20 protein-coding genes are annotated in these 25,462 nt (G+C 63.6%); 19 read left to right on the top strand and 1 reads right to left on the bottom strand.

The genetic code is table 11. The features are described 5' to 3' along the window. Nucleotides 1–46 precede the first annotated feature (46 nt). From N436_RS10680 to N436_RS10595, 18 genes are all read left to right on the top strand, one after another. Complete coding sequence (locus N436_RS10680; protein ID WP_110740993.1) at nt 47–2,464, top strand: TonB-dependent receptor; 2,418 nt, start codon at nt 47–49, stop codon at nt 2,462–2,464. Nucleotides 2,465–2,643: 179 nt separating this feature from the next. Then, complete coding sequence (locus tag N436_RS10675; protein WP_105948077.1) at nt 2,644–4,293, top strand: MFS transporter; 1,650 nt, start codon at nt 2,644–2,646, stop codon at nt 4,291–4,293. Further along, nucleotides 4,290–5,423 (top strand): HlyD family secretion protein, encoded by a 1,134-nt coding sequence (locus N436_RS10670; RefSeq protein ID WP_110740992.1) that lies wholly within the window; start codon nt 4,290–4,292, stop codon nt 5,421–5,423. Before N436_RS10675 ends, N436_RS10670 begins: the two co-directional genes overlap by 4 nt. Before the next feature lie 92 nt (nt 5,424–5,515). Beyond that, nucleotides 5,516–6,109, top strand: a complete 594-nt coding sequence (locus N436_RS10665) for a hypothetical protein (RefSeq protein WP_105948076.1) — start codon at nt 5,516–5,518, stop codon at nt 6,107–6,109. 369 nt (nt 6,110–6,478) lie between these two features. After that, nucleotides 6,479–7,777: an MFS transporter gene (locus tag N436_RS10660; protein ID WP_105948075.1), complete on the top strand. Its 1,299-nt coding sequence runs from the start codon at nt 6,479–6,481 to the stop codon at nt 7,775–7,777. Nucleotides 7,778–7,852: 75 nt separating this feature from the next. Further along, nucleotides 7,853–8,404 (top strand): YbhB/YbcL family Raf kinase inhibitor-like protein, encoded by a 552-nt coding sequence (locus tag N436_RS10655; RefSeq protein WP_105948074.1) that lies wholly within the window; start codon nt 7,853–7,855, stop codon nt 8,402–8,404. A gap of 554 nt (nt 8,405–8,958) precedes the next feature. Then, entirely contained in the window at nt 8,959–10,020 is a 1,062-nt protein-coding gene (locus N436_RS10650; RefSeq protein ID WP_105948073.1) for a 3-deoxy-7-phosphoheptulonate synthase, read from the top strand. Between the two features lie 79 nt (nt 10,021–10,099). Continuing rightward, nucleotides 10,100–10,381 carry a peptidylprolyl isomerase gene (locus tag N436_RS10645; protein WP_054884552.1) on the top strand — a complete coding sequence of 94 codons (282 nt, stop codon included), beginning with the start codon at nt 10,100–10,102 and terminating at the stop codon, nt 10,379–10,381. A gap of 139 nt (nt 10,382–10,520) precedes the next feature. Beyond that, entirely contained in the window at nt 10,521–12,320 is a 1,800-nt protein-coding gene (locus N436_RS10640) for an extracellular solute-binding protein (RefSeq protein ID WP_110741063.1), read from the top strand. Continuing rightward, entirely contained in the window at nt 12,317–13,375 is a 1,059-nt protein-coding gene (locus tag N436_RS10635; protein WP_105948071.1) for a microcin C ABC transporter permease YejB, read from the top strand. The genes N436_RS10640 and N436_RS10635 overlap by 4 nt, the downstream gene beginning before the upstream one ends. Then, nucleotides 13,375–14,391: an ABC transporter permease gene (locus N436_RS10630; protein ID WP_110740991.1), complete on the top strand. Its 1,017-nt coding sequence runs from the start codon at nt 13,375–13,377 to the stop codon at nt 14,389–14,391. The genes N436_RS10635 and N436_RS10630 overlap by 1 nt, the downstream gene beginning before the upstream one ends. Nucleotides 14,392–14,532: 141 nt before the next feature. Continuing rightward, nucleotides 14,533–15,915: a sigma-54-dependent Fis family transcriptional regulator gene (locus tag N436_RS10625; RefSeq protein ID WP_110740990.1), complete on the top strand. Its 1,383-nt coding sequence runs from the start codon at nt 14,533–14,535 to the stop codon at nt 15,913–15,915. A gap of 211 nt (nt 15,916–16,126) precedes the next feature. Then, the gene (locus tag N436_RS10620) at nt 16,127–17,518 is read left to right on the top strand and encodes a GntP family permease (protein WP_105948069.1); all 1,392 of its coding nucleotides are present in this window, start codon (nt 16,127–16,129) and stop codon (nt 17,516–17,518) included. 10 nt (nt 17,519–17,528) lie between these two features. Then, nucleotides 17,529–18,299, top strand: a complete 771-nt coding sequence (gene hbdH / locus N436_RS10615) for a 3-hydroxybutyrate dehydrogenase (protein ID WP_110740989.1) — start codon at nt 17,529–17,531, stop codon at nt 18,297–18,299. A 55-nt stretch (nt 18,300–18,354) separates the two neighbouring features. Further along, nucleotides 18,355–18,834 (top strand): serine protease inhibitor ecotin, encoded by a 480-nt coding sequence (eco, locus tag N436_RS10610; protein ID WP_025754168.1) that lies wholly within the window; start codon nt 18,355–18,357, stop codon nt 18,832–18,834. A 171-nt stretch (nt 18,835–19,005) separates the two neighbouring features. Continuing rightward, the gene (locus tag N436_RS10605) at nt 19,006–20,964 is read left to right on the top strand and encodes an acetoacetate--CoA ligase (protein WP_110740988.1); all 1,959 of its coding nucleotides are present in this window, start codon (nt 19,006–19,008) and stop codon (nt 20,962–20,964) included. A gap of 33 nt (nt 20,965–20,997) precedes the next feature. Continuing rightward, nucleotides 20,998–21,273: a peptidylprolyl isomerase gene (locus tag N436_RS10600; RefSeq protein WP_016715601.1), complete on the top strand. Its 276-nt coding sequence runs from the start codon at nt 20,998–21,000 to the stop codon at nt 21,271–21,273. Nucleotides 21,274–21,394: 121 nt separating this feature from the next. Beyond that, nucleotides 21,395–23,821, top strand: a complete 2,427-nt coding sequence (locus N436_RS10595) for an autotransporter outer membrane beta-barrel domain-containing protein (protein WP_110740987.1) — start codon at nt 21,395–21,397, stop codon at nt 23,819–23,821. On the opposite strand, the gene N436_RS10590 is transcribed toward N436_RS10595, so the two are convergent. Continuing rightward, complete coding sequence (locus N436_RS10590; protein ID WP_104834775.1) at nt 23,818–24,441, bottom strand: LysE family translocator; 624 nt, start codon at nt 24,439–24,441, stop codon at nt 23,818–23,820. The two genes, N436_RS10595 and N436_RS10590, sit on opposite strands and share 4 nt — an antisense overlap. A 131-nt stretch (nt 24,442–24,572) precedes the next feature. On the opposite strand from N436_RS10590, the gene N436_RS10585 reads away from it, so the two are divergent. After that, entirely contained in the window at nt 24,573–25,382 is an 810-nt protein-coding gene (locus N436_RS10585; RefSeq protein ID WP_110740986.1) for an AraC family transcriptional regulator, read from the top strand. The last annotated feature ends 80 nt before the right edge of the window (nt 25,383–25,462 follow it).

Raw genomic sequence — 25,462 nt, 5'->3', positions numbered from 1 at the left:
GTGATGAGTGCAGAACCTTCATCTTCTGCATCCACAGGACCTTCGCATGACGCCCCGCCAGCCGTACCGCTTGCCTTTCAAGGCCCTAGGCCTTGCCATCGCCATGGCCGCCACAGCCCCTGTGGCAATGGCAACCGACGCCACCCCGCGCACCTATCACCTGGCGGCCGGCCCGCTGGCCGATGTACTGGCGCGCTTCGCCGCCAGCGCCGGGGTGCCGTTGTCGTTCGACCCGGCTTTGCTCAAGGGCGTGCAAAGCCAGGGCCTCGAAGGCAGCTACAGCATCCCGGAAGGCTTCGCCCGTCTGCTGGCCGGCAGTGGCTACAGCCTGATAACCACCGACAGCGGCGGGTATACCTTGGCCCCCACGGTCGACCTGGGCAATGCCCTGGAACTGGGCGCAACCACCATCAACAGCGACCTGGCCGCCAGCAGCGACACCTGGCAAGGCGGCCAGGTGGCCCGCAGCGCGAAGCTGGGCGTGCTCGGCGACCAGGCAATCAGCGACGTGCCGTTCAGTGTCACCAGCTACACCGCCAAGACCATCGCCGACCAGCAAGCCCGCACCCTGGGTGATGTGTTGCTCAATGACGCGGCGGTGCGCCAGTCGGCGGGGTTCGGCAATTTCTCGCAAGTGTTCACCATACGCGGCTTGCCGCTGAACACCGACGACATCAGCTACAACGGCCTGTACGGCGTGCTGCCACGGCAGATCGTGACCACCGAGGCGCTCGAACGGGTCGAGGTGTTCAAAGGCTCCAGCGCCTTTCTCAATGGGGTCGCGCCACAAGGCAGCGGCATCGGGGGGGCAATCAACCTGGTGCCCAAGCGCGCCGAAGACACCCCGACGCGCCATGTCACCCTCGACTACGCCACAGGCGACAACATCGGTGGCCACCTGGACCTGGGCAAGCGCTTCGGTGAAGACAACCGCTTCGGCGCACGCGTCAACCTGGCCCAGCATGACGGTGGCACCGGCGTCGACGACGAGGCCCAGCATTCCACCCTGGTTGCCGTGGCGCTGGACTACCGAGGCGAACGCCTGCGCCTGTCCACCGACCTGGGTTACCAGAAAGAGCGCATCAACCAGGGCCGCGCGGTGATCTACCCTACCGGCAGCAAAGTGCCCCACGCCCCATCGGCGCGTGACAACTACTCGCAGGACTGGAGCTGGTCACAGCTCGAAGATACCTATGGCATGGTCAACGCCGAGTACGACCTGAACGACAACTGGATGCTGTACGCCGGTGCTGGCGCCAAGCACACCCGCGAAAATGGCGAGTACTCCTCGCTGTACGTCAGCGACGCCAACGGCACCGCGCGTGGCGGCTTCCTCTATTCCCCTCACGACGAGGACAACAAGAGCGCCGTCGCCGGGCTCAACGGCCGTTTTGCCACCGGCCCGGTCAGCCACCGGGTCAATTTTGGCCTGTCGGGTATGTGGGGTGAGCAACGTTCCGCCTATGAAGCGCTGGCGGCGGCCAAGCGCTACGACAGTAACCTGTACAACCCGGTGAAGGTACCGCGCCCGACCGATACCTACTTCGGCAGCGACCTGCATGACCCGCGCATTGTCGGTAAAAACCGCAACAAGAGTGTCGCGCTGTCCGACACGCTGGGTTTTCTTGATGACCGTGTGCTGCTGACCGTGGGCGTACGGCGGCAATCGATCAGCGTCGACAGCTGGGTGACCGGCACCGGTGCGCGCAACACGCCTTACGACGAGTCCATCACTACCCCGGTGTATGGCCTGGTGATCAAACCCTGGGAGCATGTGTCGTTCTACGCTAACCGCATCGAAGGCCTGGCCCAGGGCCCGACTGCACCGTCCAGCGTGACCAACGCCAACGAGGTGTTCCCACCCAAGCGCAGCAAGCAGGTCGAGGCCGGAGTGAAACTGGACTGGAACAGCTTCGGCGCCACCTTGGGTGTGTACCGCATCGAGCAGCCCAACAGCGTCACCTACCGCGTACCCGGGGCGCAGCAGGACACCTTCAGCATGGACGGCGAACAGGTCAACAAGGGGGTGGAGCTGAATGTGTTCGGTGAACCGGTGGACGGCCTGCGCCTGCTGACCGGCGCGGTGTTCATGCACACCGAGCAGAAGAACACCGCTTATGGCAGCAACGACGGCAACCGCGCTGCCGGTGTACCGCGCTTCCAGTTCAACCTGGGTGCCGACTGGGACGTGCCTGGCCTGGAGGGGGCTGCGCTGAGCGCCCGGTTGCTGCGCACGGGGGGCCAGTATGTAAACGCGGCTAACAGCCTGAGCATTCCTGCCTGGACCCGGGTAGACCTGGGCGGGCGTTATCGCTTCAAGGTCGATGACAAGCAGGTGACGTTGCGCGCCAATGTAGAGAACGTGGCGAACAAGGCGTATTGGGCGTCGGCGTCGACATCGAACAATTACCTGACCCAAGGCACACCGCGGGTATTGCGCTTGTCGGCCAGTGTTGATTTCTGAGTCTGGAGGCTAGCCGCTGTTATAGCCTGTGCCGGCCCTTTCGCGGGTAAACCCGCTCCTACAGGTACAGCGCCAGCCTCAAGGTTGGTGCAATCCCTGTAGGAGCGGGTTTACCTGCAAAGAGGCCGGCACAGGCACAATTGTTTTCTTTGCCACCGCCGCTCAAGTACAGTCTGCCCATGGACAAGTACGCCCCACGCCAGTGGCTCCCCCACGAAAAACCCAGCCTGCCAGGCTCCCCCTCCACGCCCTTGCATTCGCCAGCCAGGCGCCTGGCCTACGGCGTGGTCGGCCTGCTGGTCGCAATCACCGGTGGCCTTGGCAATGCGTTGGTCACCGCCAACCTGGTGTTCCTGCAAGGCGCCTTGGGCGCGACCACGGCAGAAATGGCCTGGCTGCCTGCCGCCTACGTCATGACCAACGTGTCCATCAACCTGCTGCTGGTGAAGTTTCGCCAACAATTCGGCCTGCGTGCCTTCACCGAGGTGTTCCTGGTGCTGTACGCCCTGGTCACCTTCGCCCACCTGCTGGTCAACGACCTCAACTCGGCCATCGCGGTACGCGCGGCCCACGGCATGGTCGGTGCCGCGCTCAGCTCGCTGGGGCTGTATTACATGATCCAGGCGTTCCCGGCGCAATGGCGGCTCAAGGCAATGGTGCTGGGCCTGGGCGCCTCGCAGCTGGCGCTGCCGCTGGCACGCATCTTTTCCGAAGACCTGCTGCAAATCGCCGAATGGCGTGGCCTGTACCTGTTCGAGCTGGGCCTGGCGCTGGCCGCGCTGGGTTGCGTGTTGATGCTCAAGTTGCCACCCGGTGACCGCTTCAAGACCTTCGAGCCCCTGGACTTCCTCACCTTCACCCTGATCGCCAGTGGCACAGCCCTGCTTTGCGCCGTGCTGTCGCTGGGGCGCATCGACTGGTGGCTGGAGGCGCCGTGGATCGGCGTGGCGCTGGCGGCCTCGATCGGCCTGCTCTTCAGCGGCCTGGCCATCGAGCACAACCGGCAGAACCCGTTGTTGATGACCCATTGGCTGGGCAGCGGTGCAGTCATTCGCCTGGCGCTGTGCGTGGTGTTGATCCGCATGGTCACGTCCGAACAGTCCACGGGCGCAGTCGGCTTTTTGCAGGCGCTGAACATGGGCAGCGAGCAAATGCGCACGCTGTACTGGATCATGCTGCTGGGTGCCGTGGCAGGCCTGGCCAGCAGCGCCCTCACCATCAACCCCAACCACCTGGTGATTCCGCTGTTCGTCTCGTTGCTGGCCATGGCTGCCGGCGCCTTCATGGACAGCAGCTCCAGCAACCTCACGCGCCCGGCACAAATGTACTTCAGCCAGTTTCTGCTGGCCTTTGGCAGCACCTTCTTTCTCGGCCCGTCGATGGCCTTGGGCATCAGCCATGTGCGCGCCAACCCACGCAACCTGGTGAGCTTTTCGGTACTGTTCGGCATCTGCAACAACCTCGGCGGCCTGATTGGCGCTGCGCTGCTGGGCACCTTCCAGACCTGGCGGGAAAAATTCCATTCCAGCCACCTGATGGACCGCCTCAGCTACCTCGAACCCTTGGTCAATGCGCGTGTGCAGAGTGGCGGCAGCGGTTACGGCGGCATCATCGCCGACCCGGCCCTGCGTAGCGAAGCCGGCATGCGCCTGCTGGCCAGCGCCGCCACCCGCGAGGCGAACATCATGGCCTACAACGACGTGTTCGTGCTGATTGGCAGTATCGCTATCCTGACAATGGTCTGGATCTGCATCCGTAGTACCTGGCTCTGGTACGCAAAACGCCAGGCCACCCTCACCGACTCCACCCCCGGCGCGCCCAACCGATGACCGACGACACCCGCACCACGACCACCACCGCCATCGCCGAAACCCCGGAAGGTGCCACACCACCCAGCGAGCCGACCAGCCCGGTACGTTCGCGGCGGGTACGCATCCTCTCGTCAATCAGTTTCGCCTGCGTGGCCCTGGCCGGCATCCTGCTGGTGCTGTATGCCTGGCGCCTGCCACCGTTCAGCAGCGCCATCGAAAGTACCGAAAATGCGCTGGTACGCGGCCAGGTGACCATCATCGGCCCACAACTGAGTGGCTACATTGTCGACGTGCCGGTGCACGACTTCCAGTTCGTCAAGGCCGGTGACCTCTTGGTGCAACTGGACGACCGCATCTACAAACAGCGCCTGGCCCAGGCCATCGCCCAACTCCAGCAACAACAGGCAGCCCTGGCCAACAACCTGCAGCAGCGCAACAGTGCCGAAGCCACCATCGCCCAGCGCCAGGCGGCCATCGGCGATGCGATGGCCCAGGCGATCAAGGCCAAAGCCGACCTGAGCCGCAACCAGGCGCTGGTCAACGACGGCTCGGTGTCGCGGCGCGACCTGGACCTGGCCCGTGCCAGCGAAGCGGCAGCGGTCGCCAGCCTGGCCCAGGCCAAGGCAGCGCTGGAAATCGCCCGCCAGGACCGTGAAACGGTGGTGGTCAACCGGGCCGCGCTGGAAGCATCGGTGGAGAATGCCAAGGCGGCCGTGGAACTGGCGCGCATCGACCTCGACAATACCCGCGTCACCGCCCCGCGCGACGGCCAGCTGGGGCAGATCGGCACACGCCTGGGGGCTTATGTGAATTCTGGCGCGCAGTTGATGGCGCTGGTACCCGACACCTTGTGGGTCATCGCCAACATGAAGGAAACCCAAATGGCCAATGTACGCATCGGCCAGCCGGTGACGTTCACCGTGGATGCCCTGAACCACCTGAAGTTGCAGGGGCACGTGCAGCAGATATCGCCAGCCACCGGCTCGGAGTTCGCCCTGCTGCAGGCAGACAATGCCACCGGCAACTTCGTCAAGATTGCCCAGCGAATTCCGGTGCGCATTACTGTGGATGCCGGCCAAGACGAAGCCAGGCGACTGCGCCCTGGCATGTCGGTGGTCGTCAGTATCGATACCCGAGGTGAGCCATAGCGATGCCGTCTTGCCACGATTGCGCCGCTCTAACCCGTGGGTTCTAATCTTCAGCCATCGGTTTTATCTTCGCCATTCAAGGAAGTTTCACCATGTACAGGAAGATCATGCCGCTGGCGCTGCTGGCAACCCTGACAGGTTGCTCCGACAGCAGTGACACCCCCGAGGCCGGTTTCAGGAAAGCCGCCCAGGCCTACCTCGACACCCAGTATCCACACTGCTTCGTCATCAGCTCATTCCCCACCAAGACCCAGGACTTCGACCTGCACGGCACCAACAAGGCGCTGCATGCCTTGGCCAAGGTGGGCGTGGTCAGTGAGAAGGAAATCTCGCGCACCGAAGTGCCTGCCCGTCTGTGGCAACCGGCACGTACGGACATCTACTATGCCTACGCGCTTACCGACGAAGGCCGCAAGTATTACAAGGCGGACCACGGCCTGTGCTTTGGCAAGGCGCAGGTAACAGCGATCGAACAGTTCAGCGCGCCAAGCGACGCGGGGGGACAGAAGACATCCAATGTGACCTATGCCTACACGATTACCGGGCTACCGGCATGGGCCAGTGATGAACAGGTCAAGGCCAGCATTGCCGAACTGGGCAAGGCAGTGGCCAGTCATGATGCGCCGCTCAAAGATACCCGGGCCATGGTGCTGACCCATCAAGGATGGCAACTGCGGGACAGGTAGTGGCTTACCGGGTTTGCCCTGCAGCACTGGCTTGTCTGCCACAGACACATTCATGTCGCCCACAGACTGCGGCGTCTCGTCGCATACCAATGCCCCTTGGGCAAAACTGCGCAAGCCCGTAGAATCGCGCCTCCTTTTCGCCCGTCGCCTTGAACGGTGGCAACCGGCAGCAATGACAGAGTCCGTGCCTGAACACATGAACGCACATGTGAAATAGGCTCAACCCTCCCCGCACGGCCCATTTCCCAAAGGGCCCAGCGGTTGAGTCTTGCCCAGGTCGCATCCGTGTAGCCACTCGCCCCTTGCCGGGTCGGGCCGGTGTGCGCGTCCGAGAAGGCGCTCATTCCGCTCATCCAACTAGAGGTACGTATGTCTCCGCGTTTGCTGGCCATGGCGCTGGCGCCCCTGCTCGGGTTGTTCATCATTGCCCTGGGCAACGGCTTCATGTCTTCCCTGACCACCCTGCGCCTGGGCGCTGCCGGTGAATCAGCCACCACCATCGGTATTGTCTCGTCGACCTACTTCATCGGCCTGACCCTGGGTGCAATCTTCAACGACCGGCTGATCTTGCGCATCGGCCATATCCGCGCCTACACCAGCTTCGCTTCGCTGATCGCCGCGACCATCCTGCTGCAAGGGTTGTTCTACGACGTCACCTGGTGGTCTGTGCTGCGCCTGATCAACGGCTGGGCAGCGGTCGGCGTGTTCCTGGTGATCGAAAGCTGGCTGCTGCTGGCCGGCGACGCCAAGATCCGCGGCCGCCTGCTTGCGCTGTACATGATCGCCTTCTACGGCGCCGGGGTAATCGCCCAGGCCGGCCTTGGCGAAATCACCCAGCTGGGTGACACCGCCCCCTTCATGCTGGCTGGCGTGCTGGCTTCACTGTCGGTGCTGCCCATCGTGATCTTGCCGCGGGTATCGCCCCTGCTGGACCAGGTCGAACCGCTCAAACCCCGCCAGCTGCTGGGTGTGGCACCGTCGGGCCTGGTGGGCTGCTTCGGTTCGGGCGTGGCCATTGCCGGGATCTATTCCCTGCTGCCGCTGTACCTGCAACGCATCGGCCTGGAGGTGGGCGAGGTCGGTAACATGATGGCTTGGGTGATCCTCGGCGCCATGCTGCTGCAATACCCGGTCGGGCGCTGGTCCGACCGCAAGGACCGCCAGGATGTGCTGATCGCCCTGGCCGCGCTGTGTGTGGTGCTGTCACTGGTCACGGTGTTCCTGCCGTCGGACTCGTTCCTGCTGCCAGCCATGCTGTTCCTGCTGGGGGGCGGCGTGTTCACGCTGTACCCGGTGGCGGTCAGCCATGCCGCCGACCGGGCACCGTCCGATGCGCTGGTACCGATGATTCAGGGCCTGCTGCTGATCAACTCGCTGGGCTCTGCCATGGCGCCGGTCGCCATGTCGCCGATGATGACCGAATTTGGCGAGGCTGGCCTGTTCTGGGCCTTTGCCGTGGTCAACCTGGGCATGGTGTGCTTCTTCATGTGGCGCCGTGGCAAACGCCCGGCGGCGGAGCACCCGGCGCCGTTTACGGCTTCGACCACGTTCTCGCCAACCGGCGCCGAACTGCGCGTGACCGAAGACCTGATGCACGCCGCGCAGGAGCATCCGCCGCTGGAGCCGGTAGAAAACCCGGCGCCAGCACAGCGTTCAGAATCTCATTGATCCCAGGGGCCGCTTTGCGGCCCCATTTGTTTGGCCTGGGCTACACTGCGCCGCAAAGCCCGCCAAGGATTCGCCATGAACCTCAAACTCTGGCTGCTCGCCGCCCTGCTGCCCTGCACGGCCCTGGCCAACAGCAGCAATCAAGGCGCACTGTCGATCAGTTCCTCATCATTTACCGATGGCGGCGTGATCGCCCTGCAGCAGGTCGGCCCGGACCCGGCCTGCGGCGCCGGTGAAGAGCGCACTCCGCAACTGAGCTGGGACAACCTGCCCACCGGTACCCGGTCGCTGGCACTCATCATGTTCGACCCGGACGGCGGCAAGGGAATCGGTGTGGTGCACTGGGTGGCCTACAACATCGACCCGGAACAGGACGGGCTCAAGGAAGGCACGGCCGGTGTCAGCGGGCAGTACCTGACCGTAGGGCGCAACTCGCGGGGCACCCTGAGCTATCGTGGCCCTTGCCCACCCGCCGGTGACAACCCGCATCACTATGCATTGACCCTGATCGCCACCGACCTGCCCTTGGGTACCTTGCCCGAGGGCCTGGACCGCAGCGGCCTTTTGCAGTTGCTGCAAGGCCACGCGCTGGGCGCGCAGAGCCTGGTCGGGCGTTATGGCCATTGAACCAACCAGTACAAAAACAAATGATCAACCCAATAGCATTTATCCATTGAATGGCCCGGCCGAACTGAAGTAAGCTCGGGCTCATTCACTGGAGAGCAACATGCCGAAACACACCCGCAACCACGCCAACCACACCGGTCGCACCCTGCGCCCTGTGCTGGCCGTTGCCGGCTGCGTGGCACCTGCCAGCTATTACTTTGGGTATTGGTTTAGCCACTAGGCGCCGATACCCACACGGCGCCCACCTTCGAGGGGCCGCCGAACATGAGAATACTCAACCCCCCGGTCGGCTCCCCGACCGGGGGTTTTGCTTTTCAGGCCTTTGAACATCACCGATTCACATTGAGGACAGATTCATGAACTACGCCACTTATTACTACGCAAACACCTATGCCTGGCGATTTAGCCAATCCCGTTCGGGCCAGCCTGCCGCCTCCGACCGGTCTTCCACAGGTGGCAATGCAGCAGCCAATACGAATTCAACGATCTGTCGAACACCTCGATAGGGCCGACCACGCGGGCCAGAACCCGCCGTCCGCCCAGGGAAAAACGCCATGCAAGCTTCCAGCCTCGCCCTGCCCCTGACCCAGCCGCAAGCGGCCAACACCACCGTCAGCAAGCGCCTGCCCAGCCCGCACCTGCTCAAGCAGCAAATGCCGCTGTCCAGCGAACTCACCCAGCAAGTCCATGCCCACCGCCAGGCCATCCGCGACATCCTCGAAGGCCGCGATCCGCGCCTGTTGGTGATCGTTGGCCCCTGCTCGATCCACGACCCTCGCTCAGCCCTGGAATACGCCGACCGCCTGGCCGCTCTCAGCCGTGAAGTCAGCGACAAGCTGCTGCTGGTGATGCGCGCCTACGTCGAAAAACCGCGCACTACCGTGGGCTGGAAAGGCCTCGCCTACGACCCGCACCTCGATGGCAGTGACGACATGCACTCGGGCATCGCGTTGTCCCGTGGGTTGATGCTGAGCATGATCGAACGCGGCCTGCCGATCGCCACCGAGCTGCTGCAACCGATGGCCGCCGGCTACTTCGACGACCTGCTGGCCTGGGCCGCAATTGGCGCACGCACCACCGAATCGCAGATTCACCGGGAAATGGTCAGTGGCCTGGAGCTGCCAGTCGGCTTCAAGAACGGCACCGACGGCGGCATCGCCATCGCCAGCGACGCCATGCGCAGCGCCGCCCACCCGCACCGCCACTTCGGCATGGATGCGCAGGGCCACCCGGCCATCATCGAAACCCTGGGCAACCCGGACACGCACCTGGTACTGCGCGGTGGCCACAAAGGCCCCAACTACGATGCCAACAGCATCGCCATGGCCCGTCAGGCACTGGCCAAGGTTGGATTGCACGCAAGCATCATGGTCGACTGCAGCCACGCCAACAGCGGCAAAGACCCGGCGCGTCAGCCAGCGGTGTTCAACGATGTGCTGGCGCAGCGCCTGGCCGGCGATCGCTCGATCATCGGCGTGATGATCGAGGGGCACCTGTTCGATGGCTGTCAGGCGCTGGGCAAGGGCGCACTGAAATACGGCGTGTCGATCACCGACGGCTGCCTGGGCTGGGCCTCGACCGAAACCCTGTTGCGCGAAGCGGCACAAAAACTGTAAGGCGAAGCTTGCAAGCCTGGCGAGACATACCCCAAGCAAGTGCGCTAGGCTTGCCTTTTTACCCCAAGGAGCAGTACCCATGGCCCGTGCAACCGCCCGCCACATCTTGGTCGCCACCGAAGATAAGTGCAACGAACTCAAAGCCCAGATCGAAGCAGGCGCCGACTTCGCTGAAATCGCCAAAGCCAACTCCACCTGCCCATCCAGCCGCCAGGGCGGTGACCTGGGCTCGTTCGGCCCAGGCCAGATGGTCAAGGAATTCGACACCGTGGTGTTCAGCGCCCCGGTCAACACCGTGCAAGGCCCGGTGAAAACCCAGTTTGGCTACCACCTGCTGGAAGTGACCAGCCGCCAGGACTAAGTCCTCGCAGCCGATGAAAGTCCGTGTGGGAGCGGGCTTGTCCGCGAATAGGCCAGACCAGACAACCTCGTTGCCTGGGCCGACGCATTCGCGGGCACGCCCGCTCCCACAGGGTTTGTGGGGCCTGTTCTTGCTTTGTCTGGCTTTCAATGCCCAAGCCGCGCCCGCCCACGCACTCACCGTCTACGGTGAAGCTCCCCGCTACAACGCCAGCTTCCAGCACTTCGACTACGTCAACCCCAACGCCCCCAAGGGCGGCATCCTGCGCCGCTCGGCCATCGAGATCGGCCAGTTCGACCACATCCTGCCGTACATCGACAAAGGCATTGGCGTCAGTGAAGTCGATGGCCTGTTGTATGCACCACTGGCCGTGCGTTCGTTCGATGAACCCTATACCGTCTATGGCCTGATCGCCCACAGTATGGAGCGCGGCCCCGACGATGCCTGGCTACGTTTCAATATCGACCCGCGTGCCACCTTCGCCGATGGCAAACCGGTGCGCGCCGAAGACGTACGTTTTACCTTCGAGCTGTTGATGAACAACGGCAGCCTCAAGTACCGCACCCAGTTCGCCGACGTCACTGGCGTGACCGTTGAAAACCCGCACAGCGTGCGCTTCGACTTCAAGCCCGGGCACGGCCGCACCCTGGCCCTGGACCTCGCCAGCCTGCCGGTACTGCCCGAACACGACTGGCAGCAACGCGACTTCGCCAACGGTGCCGGCTTTGACAAGCCAGTCGGCAGCGGCCCGTACCGCATCGGGCGCATCGACAACGGCCGCAGCATCACCTTCGAACGCGACCCCACCTGGTGGGCGCGCGACCTGCCCGCCAGCCGTGGCCGCTACAATTTCGACAAGCTGCGCATCGAGTACTTCGGCGATACCGAGGTGGCCCGGCAGGTGCTCAAAGGCGGGGGTTACGACTACAACCGCGAGTTCTCCGCCACCGCTTACACACTGGGCTACAACGGCGTGCAACTGGAGGATGGTCGCCTGCAACGCGCCCACCTAGGCCCGGCCAAACCGCAAGTGGCCCAAGGCTTCGTGTTCAACCTCGACCAGCCGCAGTTCAAGGACCGCCGGGTGCGCCAGGCGCTGGGCATGTTGTGGGACTACGAGTGGAGCAACCGGCAGATGATGCGCAATATGTACATCCGCCAACAAAGCGTGTTCTCCAACACCCCGCTGGCGGCCCGCACGCTGCCAGATGCCGGCGAGCTGAAGCTGCTTGAGCCGTTGCGCGGCAACGTACCGGGCGAAGTGTTCACCACGGTGTTCAGCGCCCCGGTCACCGACGGGTCCGGGATCATCCGCAAACAACAGTTGCAGGCCCTGGCCCTGCTTGAACAAGCCGGTTGGCACCCCGAAGGCGACCGCCTGGTGAACAGCGACGGCACACCGCTGGCCTTCACCTTCCTCAACGGCCAGTCGGGCATGGAGCGCCTGCTGCTGCCGTGGAAGCGCAACCTGGCCCAGATCGGCGTCACCCTGAACATCCGCAATGTCGACGCTGCCCAGTACGTTAACCGGCTGATGGCGCGTGACTACGACATGATCGTCACCGGCTACCCGGTTACCCTGTCGCCGGGTGCCGAGCTGTACAACTACTTTGGTTCGGCAGCCGCCCACGATCCCGGCTCGAACAACCTGATGGTGCTGCAAGACCCGGCCGTGGACCGCCTGATCGACGGCCTGGTGCGTGCCGATACCCAGGTCGACATGCTGCAGCACGCCCGCGCCCTGGACCGGGTGCTGCAATGGAACTACTACTGGATCCCCAACTACTACCCGCCAGGTAGCTCCACCGCCTGGTGGAACCGCTTTGGCCTGCCCAAGGTCCAGGCGGCCTATGACGAAGGCCTGGACACCTGGTGGGAGATCAGCCCCACCCCGCTGACCAACGCGCAAATGGCTGAACGCCAGAAGGCCTTGCCATGACCACCTACATCCTGCGCCGTTTGTTGTTGATCATCCCGACCCTGCTGGCGATCCTGCTGGTCAACTTCGCCATCGTCCAGGCTGCGCCGGGTGGCCCGGTAGAACAGGCCGTGGCGCGCCTGCAAGGGCTTGGCGGCGGCGCACCCGGCGCACGGGCCGAAGTGGTGCACGGTGAGTCCCGCGCCACACGAGGCCTGGACCCGAAACTGATCGAGGCGATCAAGCGCCAGTACGGTTTCGACAAGTCCGCCCCCGAGCGCCTGTGGCTGATGCTGGGCCAGTATGCCCGGCTGGACTTCGGCAACAGTTTCTTCCGCGGCGCCAAGGTCACGGACCTGATCCTGGACAAGTTACCGGTGACCCTGTCGCTGGGTTTCTGGGCCACGCTGATCACCTACCTGGTGTCGATCCCGCTGGGCATTCGCAAGGCGGTGCGCCACGGCAGCCGCTTCGATGCCTGGAGCAGCGCGCTGATCGTGGTCGGCTATGCCCTGCCCTCGTTCCTGTTCGCCCTGCTGCTGATCGTGCTGTTCGCCGGTGGTACCTCGCTCAACTGGTTTCCGGTGCGCGGCCTGGTTTCGGACAACTTCGACGAACTCAGCCTGCTGGGCAAGGTCGCCGACTACTTCTGGCACCTGGTGCTGCCAGTCGGCGCCTTAGTGATTGGCGGTTTCGCGACCCTCACGTTGCTGACCAAAAACGCCTTCCTCGACGAGATTTCCCGCCAATACGTGGTCACCGCCCGGGCCAAAGGCCTGAGTGAACGCCGGGTGCTGTATGGCCATGTACTGCGCAATGCCATGCTGCTGGTGGTAGCGGGCTTGCCGCAGGCACTGATAACGGTGTTCTTCGCCGGTTCCTTGCTGATCGAAGTGATCTTCTCGCTCGATGGCCTGGGCCGCATGAGCTATGACGCAGCGGTATCGCGGGATTACCCGGTCGTGTTCGGCACGCTGTTCATCTTCACCCTGGCGGGCCTGTTGATCCGCCTGATCGGGGACCTGTCGTACACGTTGCTCGACCCTCGCATCGACTTCGATACGAGGGCGCACTGATGCTTTCCCCCGTCTCGCGCCGTCGCCTGCAACGCTTTCGCCGCAACCGCCTGGGCTGGGTCTCGCTGTGGCTGTTCGCCGGCCTGTTGCTGTTGAGCATGGGCGCAGAGCTGGTGGCCAACGATAAACCACTGCTGCTGGGCTACAAGGGCGAGCTGTACATGCCGGCACTCAAACGCTACACCGAGCAGCAGTTTGGTGGCCAGTTGCCGTTCCAGCCCGATTACCGCAGTGCGTATGTGCGCCAACTGATCGCGGAACAAGGCGGCTGGATGCTGTTTGCGCCCATCCCGTTCAGCGCCGACACCCCCAACTACGACCTGCAAGTACCCACCCCCAGCCCGCCAAGTGCAAGCAACTGGCTGGGCACCGACGATCAAGGGCGCGATGTGCTGGCGCGGGTACTGTACGGCACGCGAGTATCGCTGCTGTTCGCTTTTGCCCTGACCGTCGTCAGCGTGCTCATTGGCGTGATAGCCGGCGCGTTGCAGGGCTACCACGGCGGTTGGGTCGACCTGCTCGGCCAGCGCCTGCTGGAAGTATGGTCAGGCTTGCCGGTGCTGTACCTGCTGATCATCCTCAGCGGCTTTGTCGAACCGGATTTCTGGTGGTTGCTGGGGATCATGGCGCTGTTTTCCTGGCTGACGCTGGTCGATGTGGTACGGGCCGAGTTTCTGCGTGGGCGAAACCTGGAGTATGTAAAGGCAGCCCGGGCGCTGGGCCTGCCGGACAGCCAGGTGATGCTGCGACATATTTTGCCCAATGCCATGAATGCCACGCTGACCTACGTGCCATTCATGCTGACCGGGGCGATCACTACCCTGACTGCACTGGATTTCCTCGGGTTTGGCATGCCGGCCGGGAGTGCTTCGCTGGGTGAGTTGGTGACCCAGGGCAAGCAACACCTGGAGGCGCCATGGCTGGGCTTTACCGCGTTTTTCGCGCTGGCGATGATCTTGTCGTTGCTGGTGTTTATCGGGGACGCCTTGCGTGAGGCGTTCGATCCCCGAGGATAAGTTTGCAGGCCCGGCCTCTTCGCGGGCACGCCCGCTCCCACAGGTTCTCCGCAAAAGCTGAGTTTTGTGCAGTACCTGTGGGAGCGGGCGTGCCCGCGAAGAGGCCAGACCTGCTTATACAATGATTCAGGATGTTTACCCATGTACGACAGCGACAGCCTCAAGAACTACCCCCAGGTACGGCAACTGGCAATTCACTCGCTGTTCGAGATCATCGAGCAGTCCAGCGAAGGCACGGTCATCGTTGACCGCAATGCACGTATCGTCTGGATGAACGAACGCTACGCCCGGCGCTTTGGCCTGGCCGATGCCGCCAGTGCCATCGGCCAGCCGTGCGAGGCGGTGATCCCGGGCAGCCTGATGCGCGACGTGGTGAGCAATGGCCGGCCAATCCTGCTGGACATGCTCGACACCCCGAACGAGCCCCTGGTGGTGATGCGCCTGCCGATCCACGACGACCAGGGCGCACTGATCGGTGCCATCGGCTTTGCCCTGTTCGACGAACTGCGCAGCCTGTCGCCACTGCTAAAACGCTACGCCAGCATGCAGCAGGAACTGGCCTCGACACGCTCGCAACTGCGCGCCCGCCAAGCCAAGTACAGCTTCGCCCAGTTCGTGGGCAGCAGCGCTGCCAGCCTGGAAGCCAAGCGCCGCGCCCGGCGCGGTGCGGGCAGCGATTCGCCGGTGTTGTTGCTGGGCGAAACCGGTACGGGCAAAGAGCTACTGGCCCATGCCATCCACGCGGCGTCGGCGCGGGCGCACAAAGCCTTCGTCAGCATCAACAGTGCAGCGATCCCCGAAACGCTGCTCGAAGCCGAATTTTTCGGCACCGCGCCGGGTGCGTTTACCGGCGCCGACCGCAAGGGCCGCAGTGGCAAGCTGCAGTTGGCCGAAGGCGGCACGCTGTTCCTCGACGAGATCGGCGACATGCCGCTAGCCCTGCAGAGCAAGCTGCTGCGCGTGCTGCAGGAAAAGGAATACGAGCCGGTTGGCTCGAACCAGATGCTGCGCAGCGACGTGCGCATCATTGCCGCTACCTCCATCGACCTGCAGGCAGCCATGGCCCGTGGGGCGTTTCGCGCAGACCTGTATTACCGGCTGAATGTGCTGCCAATCGACGTGCCGCCGCTGCGGGAGCGTCTGGAGGATTTGCCAGCGCTGTGCGAGACCATACTGGGTGAACTGGGCAGCCAGTACGAACTGGAGGCTGATGCGCAACAACTGCTGGCGCGGCATGCATGGCCGGGGAACATTCGCGAGCTGCGCAATGTGCTGGAGCGCGCGACATTGCTGGCGGATCAGCCACGGTTGGGGGTGGCGGACTTGCGTGCGGCATTGGGGCCGTTGAGCCCGGTAGCGGCCGGGCCGGTGCGACAGACATACCGGGAGGCCTGCGAGGCATTCGAGCGCAAGCTGATTGGCGAGGCCCTCGCAGAATGCGAGGGCAATGTGCCGCAGGCTGCTCAGGCATTGGGGCTAGGACGGTCGACCCTGTACAAGAAGATGGCTGCACTAGGTCTCTGATTAGAGACTTTAGTTTCAATATTGAGACTATCGCGAGGGCTTTGCCCTTGTGCCTCGACGGGACGCAACGCGAAACAAAAATCTCGAATTAGAGACAAATATTTCAGAACAAACAAAAAACACTTATAAATCAATATCTTATATGTTGGCACGATTCCCGCTATCTCCTGCACACCGATAAAAACAAGACTCACCCAGGAGACCCACCCCGATGACCGTGCTCATCGCCCTCGCCGCTCTGGCTCTGCTGATGCTGGCTGCCTATCGCGGTTACAGCGTAATCCTCTTTGCCCCCATTGCCGCCCTCGGCGCCGTCCTGCTCACCGATCCCTCTGCCGTGGCCCCCGCGTTCACCGGGGTGTTCATGGAGAAAATGGTGGGCTTCATCAAACTCTACTTCCCGGTGTTCCTGCTGGGCGCAGTGTTCGGCAAGCTGATCGAACTGTCCGGCTTCTCCCGGTCGATCGTTGCCGCCGCCATCCGCCTGCTCGGCACCCGACAGGCGATGCTGGTCATCGTGCTGGTCTGTGCCCTGCTCACCTATGGCGGTGTTTCGCTGTTCGTGGTGGTGTTCGCGGTGTACCCGTTCGCCGCCGAAATGTTCCGCCAGAGCAACATCCCCAAACGCCTGATCCCGGCCACCATCGCCTTGGGCGCATTCTCGTTCACCATGGACGCCCTGCCGGGCACCCCACAAATCCAGAACATCATCCCCAGCACCTTCTTCAACACCACCGCCTGGGCGGCGCCATGGCTGGGCCTGATCGGCACGTTGTTCGTGTTCTTTACCGGCATGGCCTACTTGCAACGCCAACGCAACAAAGCCCAGCGTGCGGGTGAGGGCTATGGCACCGACCTGCGCAACGAGCCGGAAACCGCTGCCGACCTGGCCCTGCCCAACCCCTGGCTGGCCTTGGCACCACTGCTGCTGGTGGGGGTGATGAACCTGCTGTTCACCCACTGGATCCCGCAGTGGTACGGCCCCAGCCACAGCCTGCAACTGCCCGGCATGAGCGCGCCAGTGCAAAGCGACGTGGCCAAGCTCACGGCCATCTGGGCAGTGCAGGCAGCATTGCTGGTGGGCATCCTGATGGTGCTGGTGTGTGCCTTTGGCGCCATCCGTACGCGCCTGGCCGAGGGCACCAAAAGCGCGGTGGGGGGTGCCTTGCTGGCGGCCATGAACACCGCTTCCGAATATGGCTTTGGTGCAGTGATCGCCTCGCTGCCAGGCTTTCTGGTGCTGGCCGATGCCCTGCGTGGCATCCCCAACCCGCTGGTCAACGAAGCCATCACCGTGACCTTGCTGGCCGGCATCACAGGCTCCGCTTCGGGCGGCATGAGCATCGCCCTGGCGGCCATGGGCGACACGTTCATCGCCGCCGCCCATGCCGCCAACATCCCGCTCGAAGTACTGCACCGTGTGGCCGCCATGGCCAGCGGTGGCATGGACACCCTGCCACACAACGGCGCGGTGATCACCTTGCTGGCGGTGACCGGCCTGACCCACCGCGAGGCCTACAAGGACATTTTCGGTATTACCCTGATCAAGACCCTGGCGGTGTTCGTGGTCATCGCCACGTTCTACGCCACCGGCATCGTCTAAGGAGCTATGCATGACCCTCAAAGGCAAGACTGCACTCGTCACCGGTTCCACCAGCGGTATCGGCCTGGGCATCGCCCAGGTGCTGGCCCGCGCGGGCGCCAATATCGTGCTCAACGGCTTTGGCGACCCGGCACCGGCGCTGGCCGAGATCACCCGGCACGGGGTGAAGGCCGTTCACCACCCGGCCGACCTGTCGGACGTGGCCCAGATTGAAGCGTTGTTCGCCCTGGCCGAACGCGAATTCGGTGGTGTCGACATCCTGGTCAACAATGCCGGCATCCAGCATGTAGCACCGGTGGAGCAGTTCCCGCAGGAAAGCTGGGACAAGATCATCGCCCTCAACCTGTCGGCCGTGTTCCATGGCACGCGGCTGGCGCTGCCGGGCATGCGTGCGCGCAACTGGGGGCGCATCATCAACATCGCGTCGGTACATGGCCTGGTCGGTTCGACTGGCAAGGCAGCCTATGTGGCGGCCAAACATGGTGTGGTCGGCCTGACCAAGGTGGTCGGGCTGGAAACGGCCACCAGCAATGTCACCTGCAATGCCATCTGCCCAGGCTGGGTGCTGACCCCGCTGGTGCAGAAGCAGATCGACGACCGTGCTGCCAACGGTGGCGATCCGCTGCAGGCACAGCATGATCTGCTGGCCGAGAAGCAACCATCGCTGGCGTTCGTCACCCCCGAACACCTGGGTGAGCTGGTACTATTCTTGTGCAGCGAGGCCGCAAGCCAGGTTCGCGGCGCCGCCTGGAACGTCGATGGTGGCTGGTTGGCCCAATGACGGGCGGCCTGGGCCTGGCAGTGGTCTCGCATTCGATTATTTGCAAGGAGGCCTTATGCGCCCTACCCCGATGACCGCGATTCTGGCCTTGACCCTGGCTGCCGCAGCCCCTGTGATGGCAGCCAGCCTGAAGGACGTCGCCCCCTACCCCGAGGCAGAAAAAGGCTTCACCCGGCAGGTGATTCACCTGCCGGCACAGGCTGATGAGTCGGCCTATAAACTGGAAATCCTCGCCGGCAAGACACTGCAGGTGGACTGCAATCGCCAACGCCTGGGCGGCAACCTGGAAGAACGCACCCTGGAAGGCTGGGGCTACAACTACTATCGCCTGGACAAGGTCAGCGGCCCTGCCAGCACGCTGATGGCCTGCCCGGATGGCAAGAAGACCGAGGCCTTCGTGCCGGTGGTCGGTGACGGCTTCCTGCTGCGTTACAACAGCAAGCTGCCGGTGGTGGTGTATGTGCCCAAGGATGTCGAAGTGCGCTACCGCGTGTGGTCGGCATCGCAAGACGTGCAAAAGGCTAAAGTAGAGTAAATCTGAAAGCTTGCGCGGTCACTGTGGGAGCGGGCTTGCCCGCGAACACGGGCGAAGCCCGTGCCATCCACCGCGCAGCCTGCTTCGCGGGCACGCCCGCTCCCACAGGGAATAGCGGATACCTGTCCCACAAAGAACAAGCCCGCAGTTGGCAGTAACGGGAGGAACCGCATGAACGATGTGCTCTGGCGCCCCTCCACGGCGCAGGTCGAGGCCAGCCGGATGGATGCCTTCCGCCGACGGGTCAACCTGCGCTACAACCTGCAACTTACCGACTACCAGGCGCTGCACCGCTGGAGCATCGAACAGCGGCCCGCCTTCTGGCAGACCCTTGCCGACTATTTCCACGTGCGCTGGCACACCCCGGCGAGCCAGGTGCTGAGTGAAGGGCCACAAATGCCCGAAGCGCAGTGGTTCGCCAACGCCACCCTGAACTTCGCCGAACACCTGCTGCGCCGTCGCGACGACCGCCCGGCCGTCGTTTCCATACGCGAGGATGGCCACCGCCAGGCGCTCACCCACGCCCAGCTGGCCGCCCATGTAGCGGGGTTGCAAGCGGCGTTCAAGGCCGCAGGCATCGTCGCAGGCGACCGTGTGGCTGCCGTGATGCCCAATACCTGGCAAACACTGGTGGCCATGCTTGCCTGCACCAGCCTCGGCGCGATCTGGTCAACCTCTTCGCCCGAGTTCGGCGTGCATGGCATCATCGACCGTTTCGGCCAGATTACGCCCAAACTGCTGATCGTCTGTGCCGGCTATCAATACGCTGGAAAAGACATCGATCAGGTGGCCAAGGTCAATCAGGTGTGCGAGCAGCTGCCGGGCCTGGAGCAGCTGATCGTAGTACCTCATACCCGTAGCGGCACTCGCCCCGACGAGTTCCACGCGGCCCGGGTGAGCCTGTGGGATGACGTCTACCAGCCCGGTGGCGAGCCGCGTTTCACCCCGCTGCCGTTTGACCACCCGCTGTGCATCCTCTACTCCAGCGGCACCACCGGCGTGCCCAAGTGCATCGTCCACCGCGCCGGTGGCGTGTTGCTGCAGCACCTCAAGGAACACGGCCTGCACAACGACCTGAAAGCCGATGACGTGTTGTTCTACTACACCACCTGCGGCTGGATGATGTGGAACTGGCTGGCCAGCGGCCTGGCAATAGGCGCCACGCTGGTGCTGTACGACGGCTCGCCGTTCCACCCCGGCCCCGAACGGCTGCTGGACCTGATCGACGCCGAGGGCATCCACGCCTTCGGGACCAGCGCCAAGTACCTGGCAGCGCTGGAGCAGGCGGGCCTTGAGCCTGCAGCCAGCCACAACCTGGCCAACCTGCGGTTGCTGCTGTCCACCGGCTCGCCGCTGTCACCCCACAGCTATGACTACGTGTACAGCAAGATCAAGGCTGACCTGTGCCTGGCGTCCATGTCCGGCGGTACCGACATTGTCTCGTGCTTCGTGCTGGGCAACCCGACCCTGCCAGTGCGCCGTGGCGAAATCCAGTGCAAGGGCCTGGGCATGGCGGTGGAAGTGTGGAATGAGCACGGCCAGCCGGTGCAGGACGAAAAAGGCGAGCTGGTGTGTACCCGCAACTTTCCCAGCATGCCGTTGGGGTTTTGGCACGACCCGGACGGCAACCGCTATCACGACGCTTATTTCAGCCAGTACCCGGGGGTTTGGGCCCAAGGCGACTATGCCGAACAGCGCACCCATGGCGGCCTGGTGATTCACGGCCGCTCGGATGCCGTGCTCAACCCGGGCGGCGTGCGCATTGGCACGGCGGAGATCTACCGCCAGGTGGAGAAGGTCGAACAGGTGCTGGAAAGCGTGGCCATCGGCCAGGACTGGAAAGGCGATGTGCGCGTGGTGCTGTTCGTACGCCTGCAAGACGGCCTGCAGCTCGATGAAACCCTACGTCAGCGCATTCGCCAGGTGATACGCCAATTCACCACCCCCCGCCACGTGCCGGCGGTGATTGCCCAGGTCAGCGACATACCACGTACCATCAGCGGCAAGCTTGTGGAGTTGGCGGTTCGCAATGTGGTGCATGGGTTACCGGTGAAGAACACCGACGCGCTTGCCAACCCGCAAGCGCTGGAGCAGTTTCGAGATCGCGTGGAGTTGCGCGAGCAGGCATAATGCCGCCCTTTTTCCCCGAAGCACAGGTACCCCATGAAAGCCCAAGCCCGCCACATCCTGGTCAAGACCGCTGACGAAGCCGAAAAGCTCAAGCAGCGCATCGCCAACGGCGAGGCTTTCGACGTGCTTGCCAAAAAGTTCTCCATTTGCCCGTCAGGCAAACGCGGTGGCGACCTGGGCGAAATCCGCCCGGGCCAGATGGTCGGTGCCATCGACCAGGTAATCTTCAAAAAGCCGCTGCGCGTGGTGCACGGGCCGATCAAGAGCAAGTTCGGCTACCACCTGGTGCAAACCTTCTACCGCGATTGATGGCAGCGGGCCACCTGACATTTCTGCCAGTTGTCCCGTCACCTTACATTACATACAACACAGGCAGGGCCGAAGCGACGCTTCAGGTAGTGGACCCTTCAATGGACACGGAGACCTGCCTATGCGCTGCCCTCGCCTGCTGCTGCCTGCCGCATTCCCCCTGCTTACCCTGCCTTTGCTGGCTCACGCTGAATCCCTGACCGTTTCACCCGGTGACAATCTGGGTGCCATCGTGCAGACGAATGCGGCCGACACGTTCACTATCGGTGGCGGCACGGTTCTGTCATTGCAGCAAGGCAATGGCCAAGACACGTACACCATGTCTGGCGGTACGTTGGGGTCGCTGAACCAGGGCGGTGACATGGACACGTTCACCATGACCGGCGGAACTATTACGGGCGCGTTTGAAGATGGTGACATCGCCGACTTCCAGGGCGGCAGCATTGGCCGGATAGATCTCAAACTTGCTGACAACATTCTCAATATTTCCCAAAATCTCGGGATTGAAACCCTCGTTGTCGGCAATGTCGTCAGTGGGCTTGGCAATGACACGATCACCATGACCGGTGGCACCATCGGCGGTGATATCAGCACCAGTAGCGGCGTAGACAAGATCACCCTCAGTGGCGGCACGCTCAAAGGCGAAATACGCACTGGCAACGATAATGATGTGTTTACCTGGACTGGCGGTCAGATCGGCAAACGAGTCATCCTGGAGAATGGGAATGACACGGCTACCGTCCGCACCCTCGACCTCGGCAACTCGGCCGTTATCCTGGACGGCGGCACCGGCACGGACACGCTTTCGTTCGAGCAGAGTCAGGTCGGCAAAGGTGCCTTGTACGCCAACTGGGAAAGCATCAACCTCAAACAAGGCAGCCAGCTGACCCTCGACGATACCCTCACCCTGGGAGATCTGGGCGCCGACCAACCACGCGTGATCCCTGCCACGGGCACCGGCACCTTGCAAATTGATGCAAGCAGCTCGCTGATCAGCCGCCAGGGCAGCATCGTCAGTATCCAGAGTGGCAACAAGGTATCGGTTGTAAACGCCGGCACCATCGACCTGAGCCGTGGCAACGACGCCCAGGGCCGCCTGACCATACAGGGCGATTACACCGGCAACAACGGCACCTTGCGCCTGAACAGCGTGCTGGCAGGCGACGGTGCCGACTCCGACCGCCTGGTGGTCAGCCGTGGTGCCATCAGCGGTTCTACCCAATTGCTCATCAACAACCTCAATGGCGCGGGTGCAGCGACCGCTCTGAATGGTATCCAGGTCGTCGAAGCCCGTGACGGCGCCACCAGTACCGCCACTGCCTTCGTGCAGACACAGACGCTGTCGATTGGCGCCTACGACTATCGCCTGTTCAAAGGTGGCGTAACCGCTGGCAGCGAAAACAGCTGGTTCCTGCGTTCAACCGTGGTCGCGCCACCCGCTCCGGCCCCTGTCCCGCAACCAGGCGAGCCGACGCAGCCAACCGAACCTGGCGAGCCGCCTGTCATTGCCCCCGCTGCAACCCCACCTGTTGCGGCACCGGCACCCGGTCAGGTGGATCTGCCGGCCCCGGTGCAAGGTGAAAGCCTGCCGCTGTATCGCCCGGAAGTTCCCGTATATGCCGCTGCTCCACGTGGCGCTGCGATCATCGCCCGCCAGGCACTGGGCACATTCCACCAGCGCCAGGGCGACCAACTGCTACTCAAAGGTGAAGGCGCCCTGCCCGCCAGCTGGGGCCAGGCCTACGGCGGCGCGCTACGCCAGCAATGGAGCGGCACGGTCAGCCCGAGCCTGGATGGCGATCTGTACGGTTTCAAGGTTGGGCAGGACTTGTACGCCAAGGTTGGCGACAACGGTTATCGGCAGCATGTTGGCCTCTACGTCAGTCACAGCCGCCTGGAGGCCGACGTCAAGGGTTTCGCCTTGGCCGAGGAGAACCGAAGCGTCGGCGACCTGAGGCTTGATGGCGACAGCGTGGGCACCTACTGGACGCTGGTCGGGCCACAAGGTGCTTATCTGGATACCGTGTTGCAGTACACCCACCTCGATGGCCGCGCCCGCTCGGACCGTGGCGACAAGCTGAACATCGACGGCCATGCCTGGACGGCTTCGCTGGAGTCCGGCTACCCCATCGCCCTGTCCGAGCGCTGGACCCTGGAGCCACAAGCCCAGCTGATTGCACAGAAGGTCTCGCTCGACAGCGCAAGCGACAGTGTCTCGCGCATCCATCATGACGCACAGGTTGAACTGACCGGCCGGCTGGGGGTACGCCTGGAAGGTGCGTTTGCGGGTAGCAGCGGGCGCCTGTTGCAGCCCTATGCACAGGTCAACCTGTGGCACGGCGACGGTGGCCGCGATACGTTGACCTTCGATGATGTCGACAAGATCAAGACCGACTACCGCTACACCTCGGCACAACTGGAAGGCGGCGTGGTGGCGCAGGTCAGTGAGGCGCTGAGCCTGCATGGCGGCGTGCAGTACACCGCCAACCTGGACAGCCGCCAGCAGGAAGCCAGCGGCGTGAACCTGGGCGTGCGCTGGCAGTTCTAGCGGCGTGCCGCCAGCAAGCCGAGGCCGGCGCAGCCCAGCAGGGAGGCGCTGACCCGGTTGAACAGGCGGCGTGGGCCAGGCTGGCTGAACCAACGCTGCATGTAGGCGCCCAGGCCTGAGTAAATGGCAATGGCCGCCCACTCCAGCAGCAGGAACAACACACCCAGCCAGAGGAACTGCTCGCTCACCGGGGTGGCGCTACCGACCGAGACGAACTGTGGCAGGAAGGCGGTAAAGATCAGAATGGCCTTGGGGTTGCCGGCCGCCACCCAGAACTCCTGGCGTGCCAGGCGCCACGTGCCACTTGGGTGGTCACTTGCCACCACGGCTTCGCCCACCGGTGCACGCCACAGCTGCCAGGCGATGTAGAACAGGTAGGCCGCGCCCACCACCTTGATGGCCAGGAACAGGTATTCGCTGGTGTGCAGCACCACCGCCAGGCCCATGGCCGCCAGGGCGATCATGCCGCTGAAGGCCAGGATACGCCCGCCACCCGCCACGCAGGCGGTGCGCAGGCCGTAGCGGCTGGCGTTATGAAGCGACAGCAGGTTGTTTGGCCCGGGCGCCATGTTCAGGGCGAAGCAGGCGGGGATGAAAAGCAGCAGGCTAGAAAGGTCCATTCTTGTTTTCCTTTGGCAACAGGCGTCTATTTCGGCGGGTGCCGGGCCTTGCGGTCAAGTTACAGCCAGCGTTAAAAACTGTACGGGTGAACGGCAACTGTTACCCTGCTGGCAAAACCGAGGACCTTGTGATGCCCCGCCCCCACACCGCGCTATGGCGCGACCCGGCACTTGCGCATGTGGAAAGTCGCCGCGCCTGCCATAGCCGGGCTTGCTACAAGGCCCACAGCCACCCCACGTTTTCCATCGGCGCGGTGGATGCTGGCCACAGCCATTTCACCGGGGCTGCCGACGGGCAGGAACGCCTGACGCCCGGCACGCTGGTGTTTGTCCCGGCCCACCGCGTACATGCCTGCAACCCCGCACCCGGGCATGCCTGGAGCTACCAGATGCTGCATGTGGACGCCGACTGGCTGACGCAGTTGCGCCTGGAGTCGGGGCTGAGCGGTGCCGGGGCAGGCGAACCGGCGCGTATCTGCCGGGCACCACAGGTGTATCGGCAATTCTGCGAGTTGAACAGCCTGTTGTTCTCCTGCGCCAGCAACGGTGAGAAGGATGCAGCGCTGATTGCCTTTCTGGGGGACCTGGACTACTCGGCCCAGCCGCCGCTATCTGCAGCCCCCGCCCTGGAGGCAAGCGCGCTGAGCGGGTTGGTCGCGCGCATCGAAGGCCAAGACCCGGCGCACTTGAGCCTGGAAGCACTGGCCCATCAGGCCGGGCTTGGGCGCTATCAGCTGATCCGTGCGTTTCGTGCGGCTACCGGGTTTACACCGCATGCCTACCTGCTCAATGCCCGGGTCAATCGCGGGCGCCAGCTGTTGGGTGAAGGGGCGGCGTTGGCGGAGGTGGCCTACCAACTCGGGTTTGCCGACCAGAGCCACTTCCAGCGGGTGTTCAAGGCCCATGTGGGGGTGACGCCGGGGCAGTACCGAGGGCGCTGAAGGCCCGCCGCCTGGGCTTGCAATATTGTTCAATACGCCTGACAGGCCGGGCAGCAGACTGCGGTTTTCCGCAGAGCAGC

Source organism: Pseudomonas sp. RV120224-01b, from assembly GCF_003208145.1.
In the GTDB taxonomy this organism is placed as follows: Bacteria; Pseudomonadota; Gammaproteobacteria; order Pseudomonadales; family Pseudomonadaceae; genus Aquipseudomonas; species Aquipseudomonas monteilii.
Note: the sequence above shows the minus strand (reverse complement) of the source record. Positions and strands in the feature narration are given on the sequence as shown.

Bases quoted from the DNA above. Each gene is read 5' to 3' on its own strand.
- N436_RS10680 (WP_110740993.1), top strand. From the start codon at position 47: ATGACGCCCCGCCAGCCGTACCGCTTGCCTTTCAAGGCCCTAGGCCTT.
- N436_RS10675 (WP_105948077.1), top strand. From the start codon at position 2,644: ATGGACAAGTACGCCCCACGCCAGTGGCTCCCCCACGAAAAACCCAGC.
- N436_RS10670 (WP_110740992.1), top strand. From the start codon at position 4,290: ATGACCGACGACACCCGCACCACGACCACCACCGCCATCGCCGAAACC.
- N436_RS10665 (WP_105948076.1), top strand. From the start codon at position 5,516: ATGTACAGGAAGATCATGCCGCTGGCGCTGCTGGCAACCCTGACAGGT.
- N436_RS10660 (WP_105948075.1), top strand. From the start codon at position 6,479: ATGTCTCCGCGTTTGCTGGCCATGGCGCTGGCGCCCCTGCTCGGGTTG.
- N436_RS10655 (WP_105948074.1), top strand. From the start codon at position 7,853: ATGAACCTCAAACTCTGGCTGCTCGCCGCCCTGCTGCCCTGCACGGCC.
- N436_RS10650 (WP_105948073.1), top strand. From the start codon at position 8,959: ATGCAAGCTTCCAGCCTCGCCCTGCCCCTGACCCAGCCGCAAGCGGCC.
- N436_RS10645 (WP_054884552.1), top strand. From the start codon at position 10,100: ATGGCCCGTGCAACCGCCCGCCACATCTTGGTCGCCACCGAAGATAAG.
- N436_RS10635 (WP_105948071.1), top strand. From the start codon at position 12,317: ATGACCACCTACATCCTGCGCCGTTTGTTGTTGATCATCCCGACCCTG.
- N436_RS10630 (WP_110740991.1), top strand. From the start codon at position 13,375: ATGCTTTCCCCCGTCTCGCGCCGTCGCCTGCAACGCTTTCGCCGCAAC.
- N436_RS10625 (WP_110740990.1), top strand. From the start codon at position 14,533: ATGTACGACAGCGACAGCCTCAAGAACTACCCCCAGGTACGGCAACTG.
- N436_RS10620 (WP_105948069.1), top strand. From the start codon at position 16,127: ATGACCGTGCTCATCGCCCTCGCCGCTCTGGCTCTGCTGATGCTGGCT.
- hbdH (WP_110740989.1), top strand. From the start codon at position 17,529: ATGACCCTCAAAGGCAAGACTGCACTCGTCACCGGTTCCACCAGCGGT.
- eco (WP_025754168.1), top strand. From the start codon at position 18,355: ATGCGCCCTACCCCGATGACCGCGATTCTGGCCTTGACCCTGGCTGCC.
- N436_RS10605 (WP_110740988.1), top strand. From the start codon at position 19,006: ATGAACGATGTGCTCTGGCGCCCCTCCACGGCGCAGGTCGAGGCCAGC.
- N436_RS10600 (WP_016715601.1), top strand. From the start codon at position 20,998: ATGAAAGCCCAAGCCCGCCACATCCTGGTCAAGACCGCTGACGAAGCC.
- N436_RS10595 (WP_110740987.1), top strand. From the start codon at position 21,395: ATGCGCTGCCCTCGCCTGCTGCTGCCTGCCGCATTCCCCCTGCTTACC.
- N436_RS10590 (WP_104834775.1), bottom strand. From the start codon at position 24,441: ATGGACCTTTCTAGCCTGCTGCTTTTCATCCCCGCCTGCTTCGCCCTG.
- N436_RS10585 (WP_110740986.1), top strand. From the start codon at position 24,573: ATGCCCCGCCCCCACACCGCGCTATGGCGCGACCCGGCACTTGCGCAT.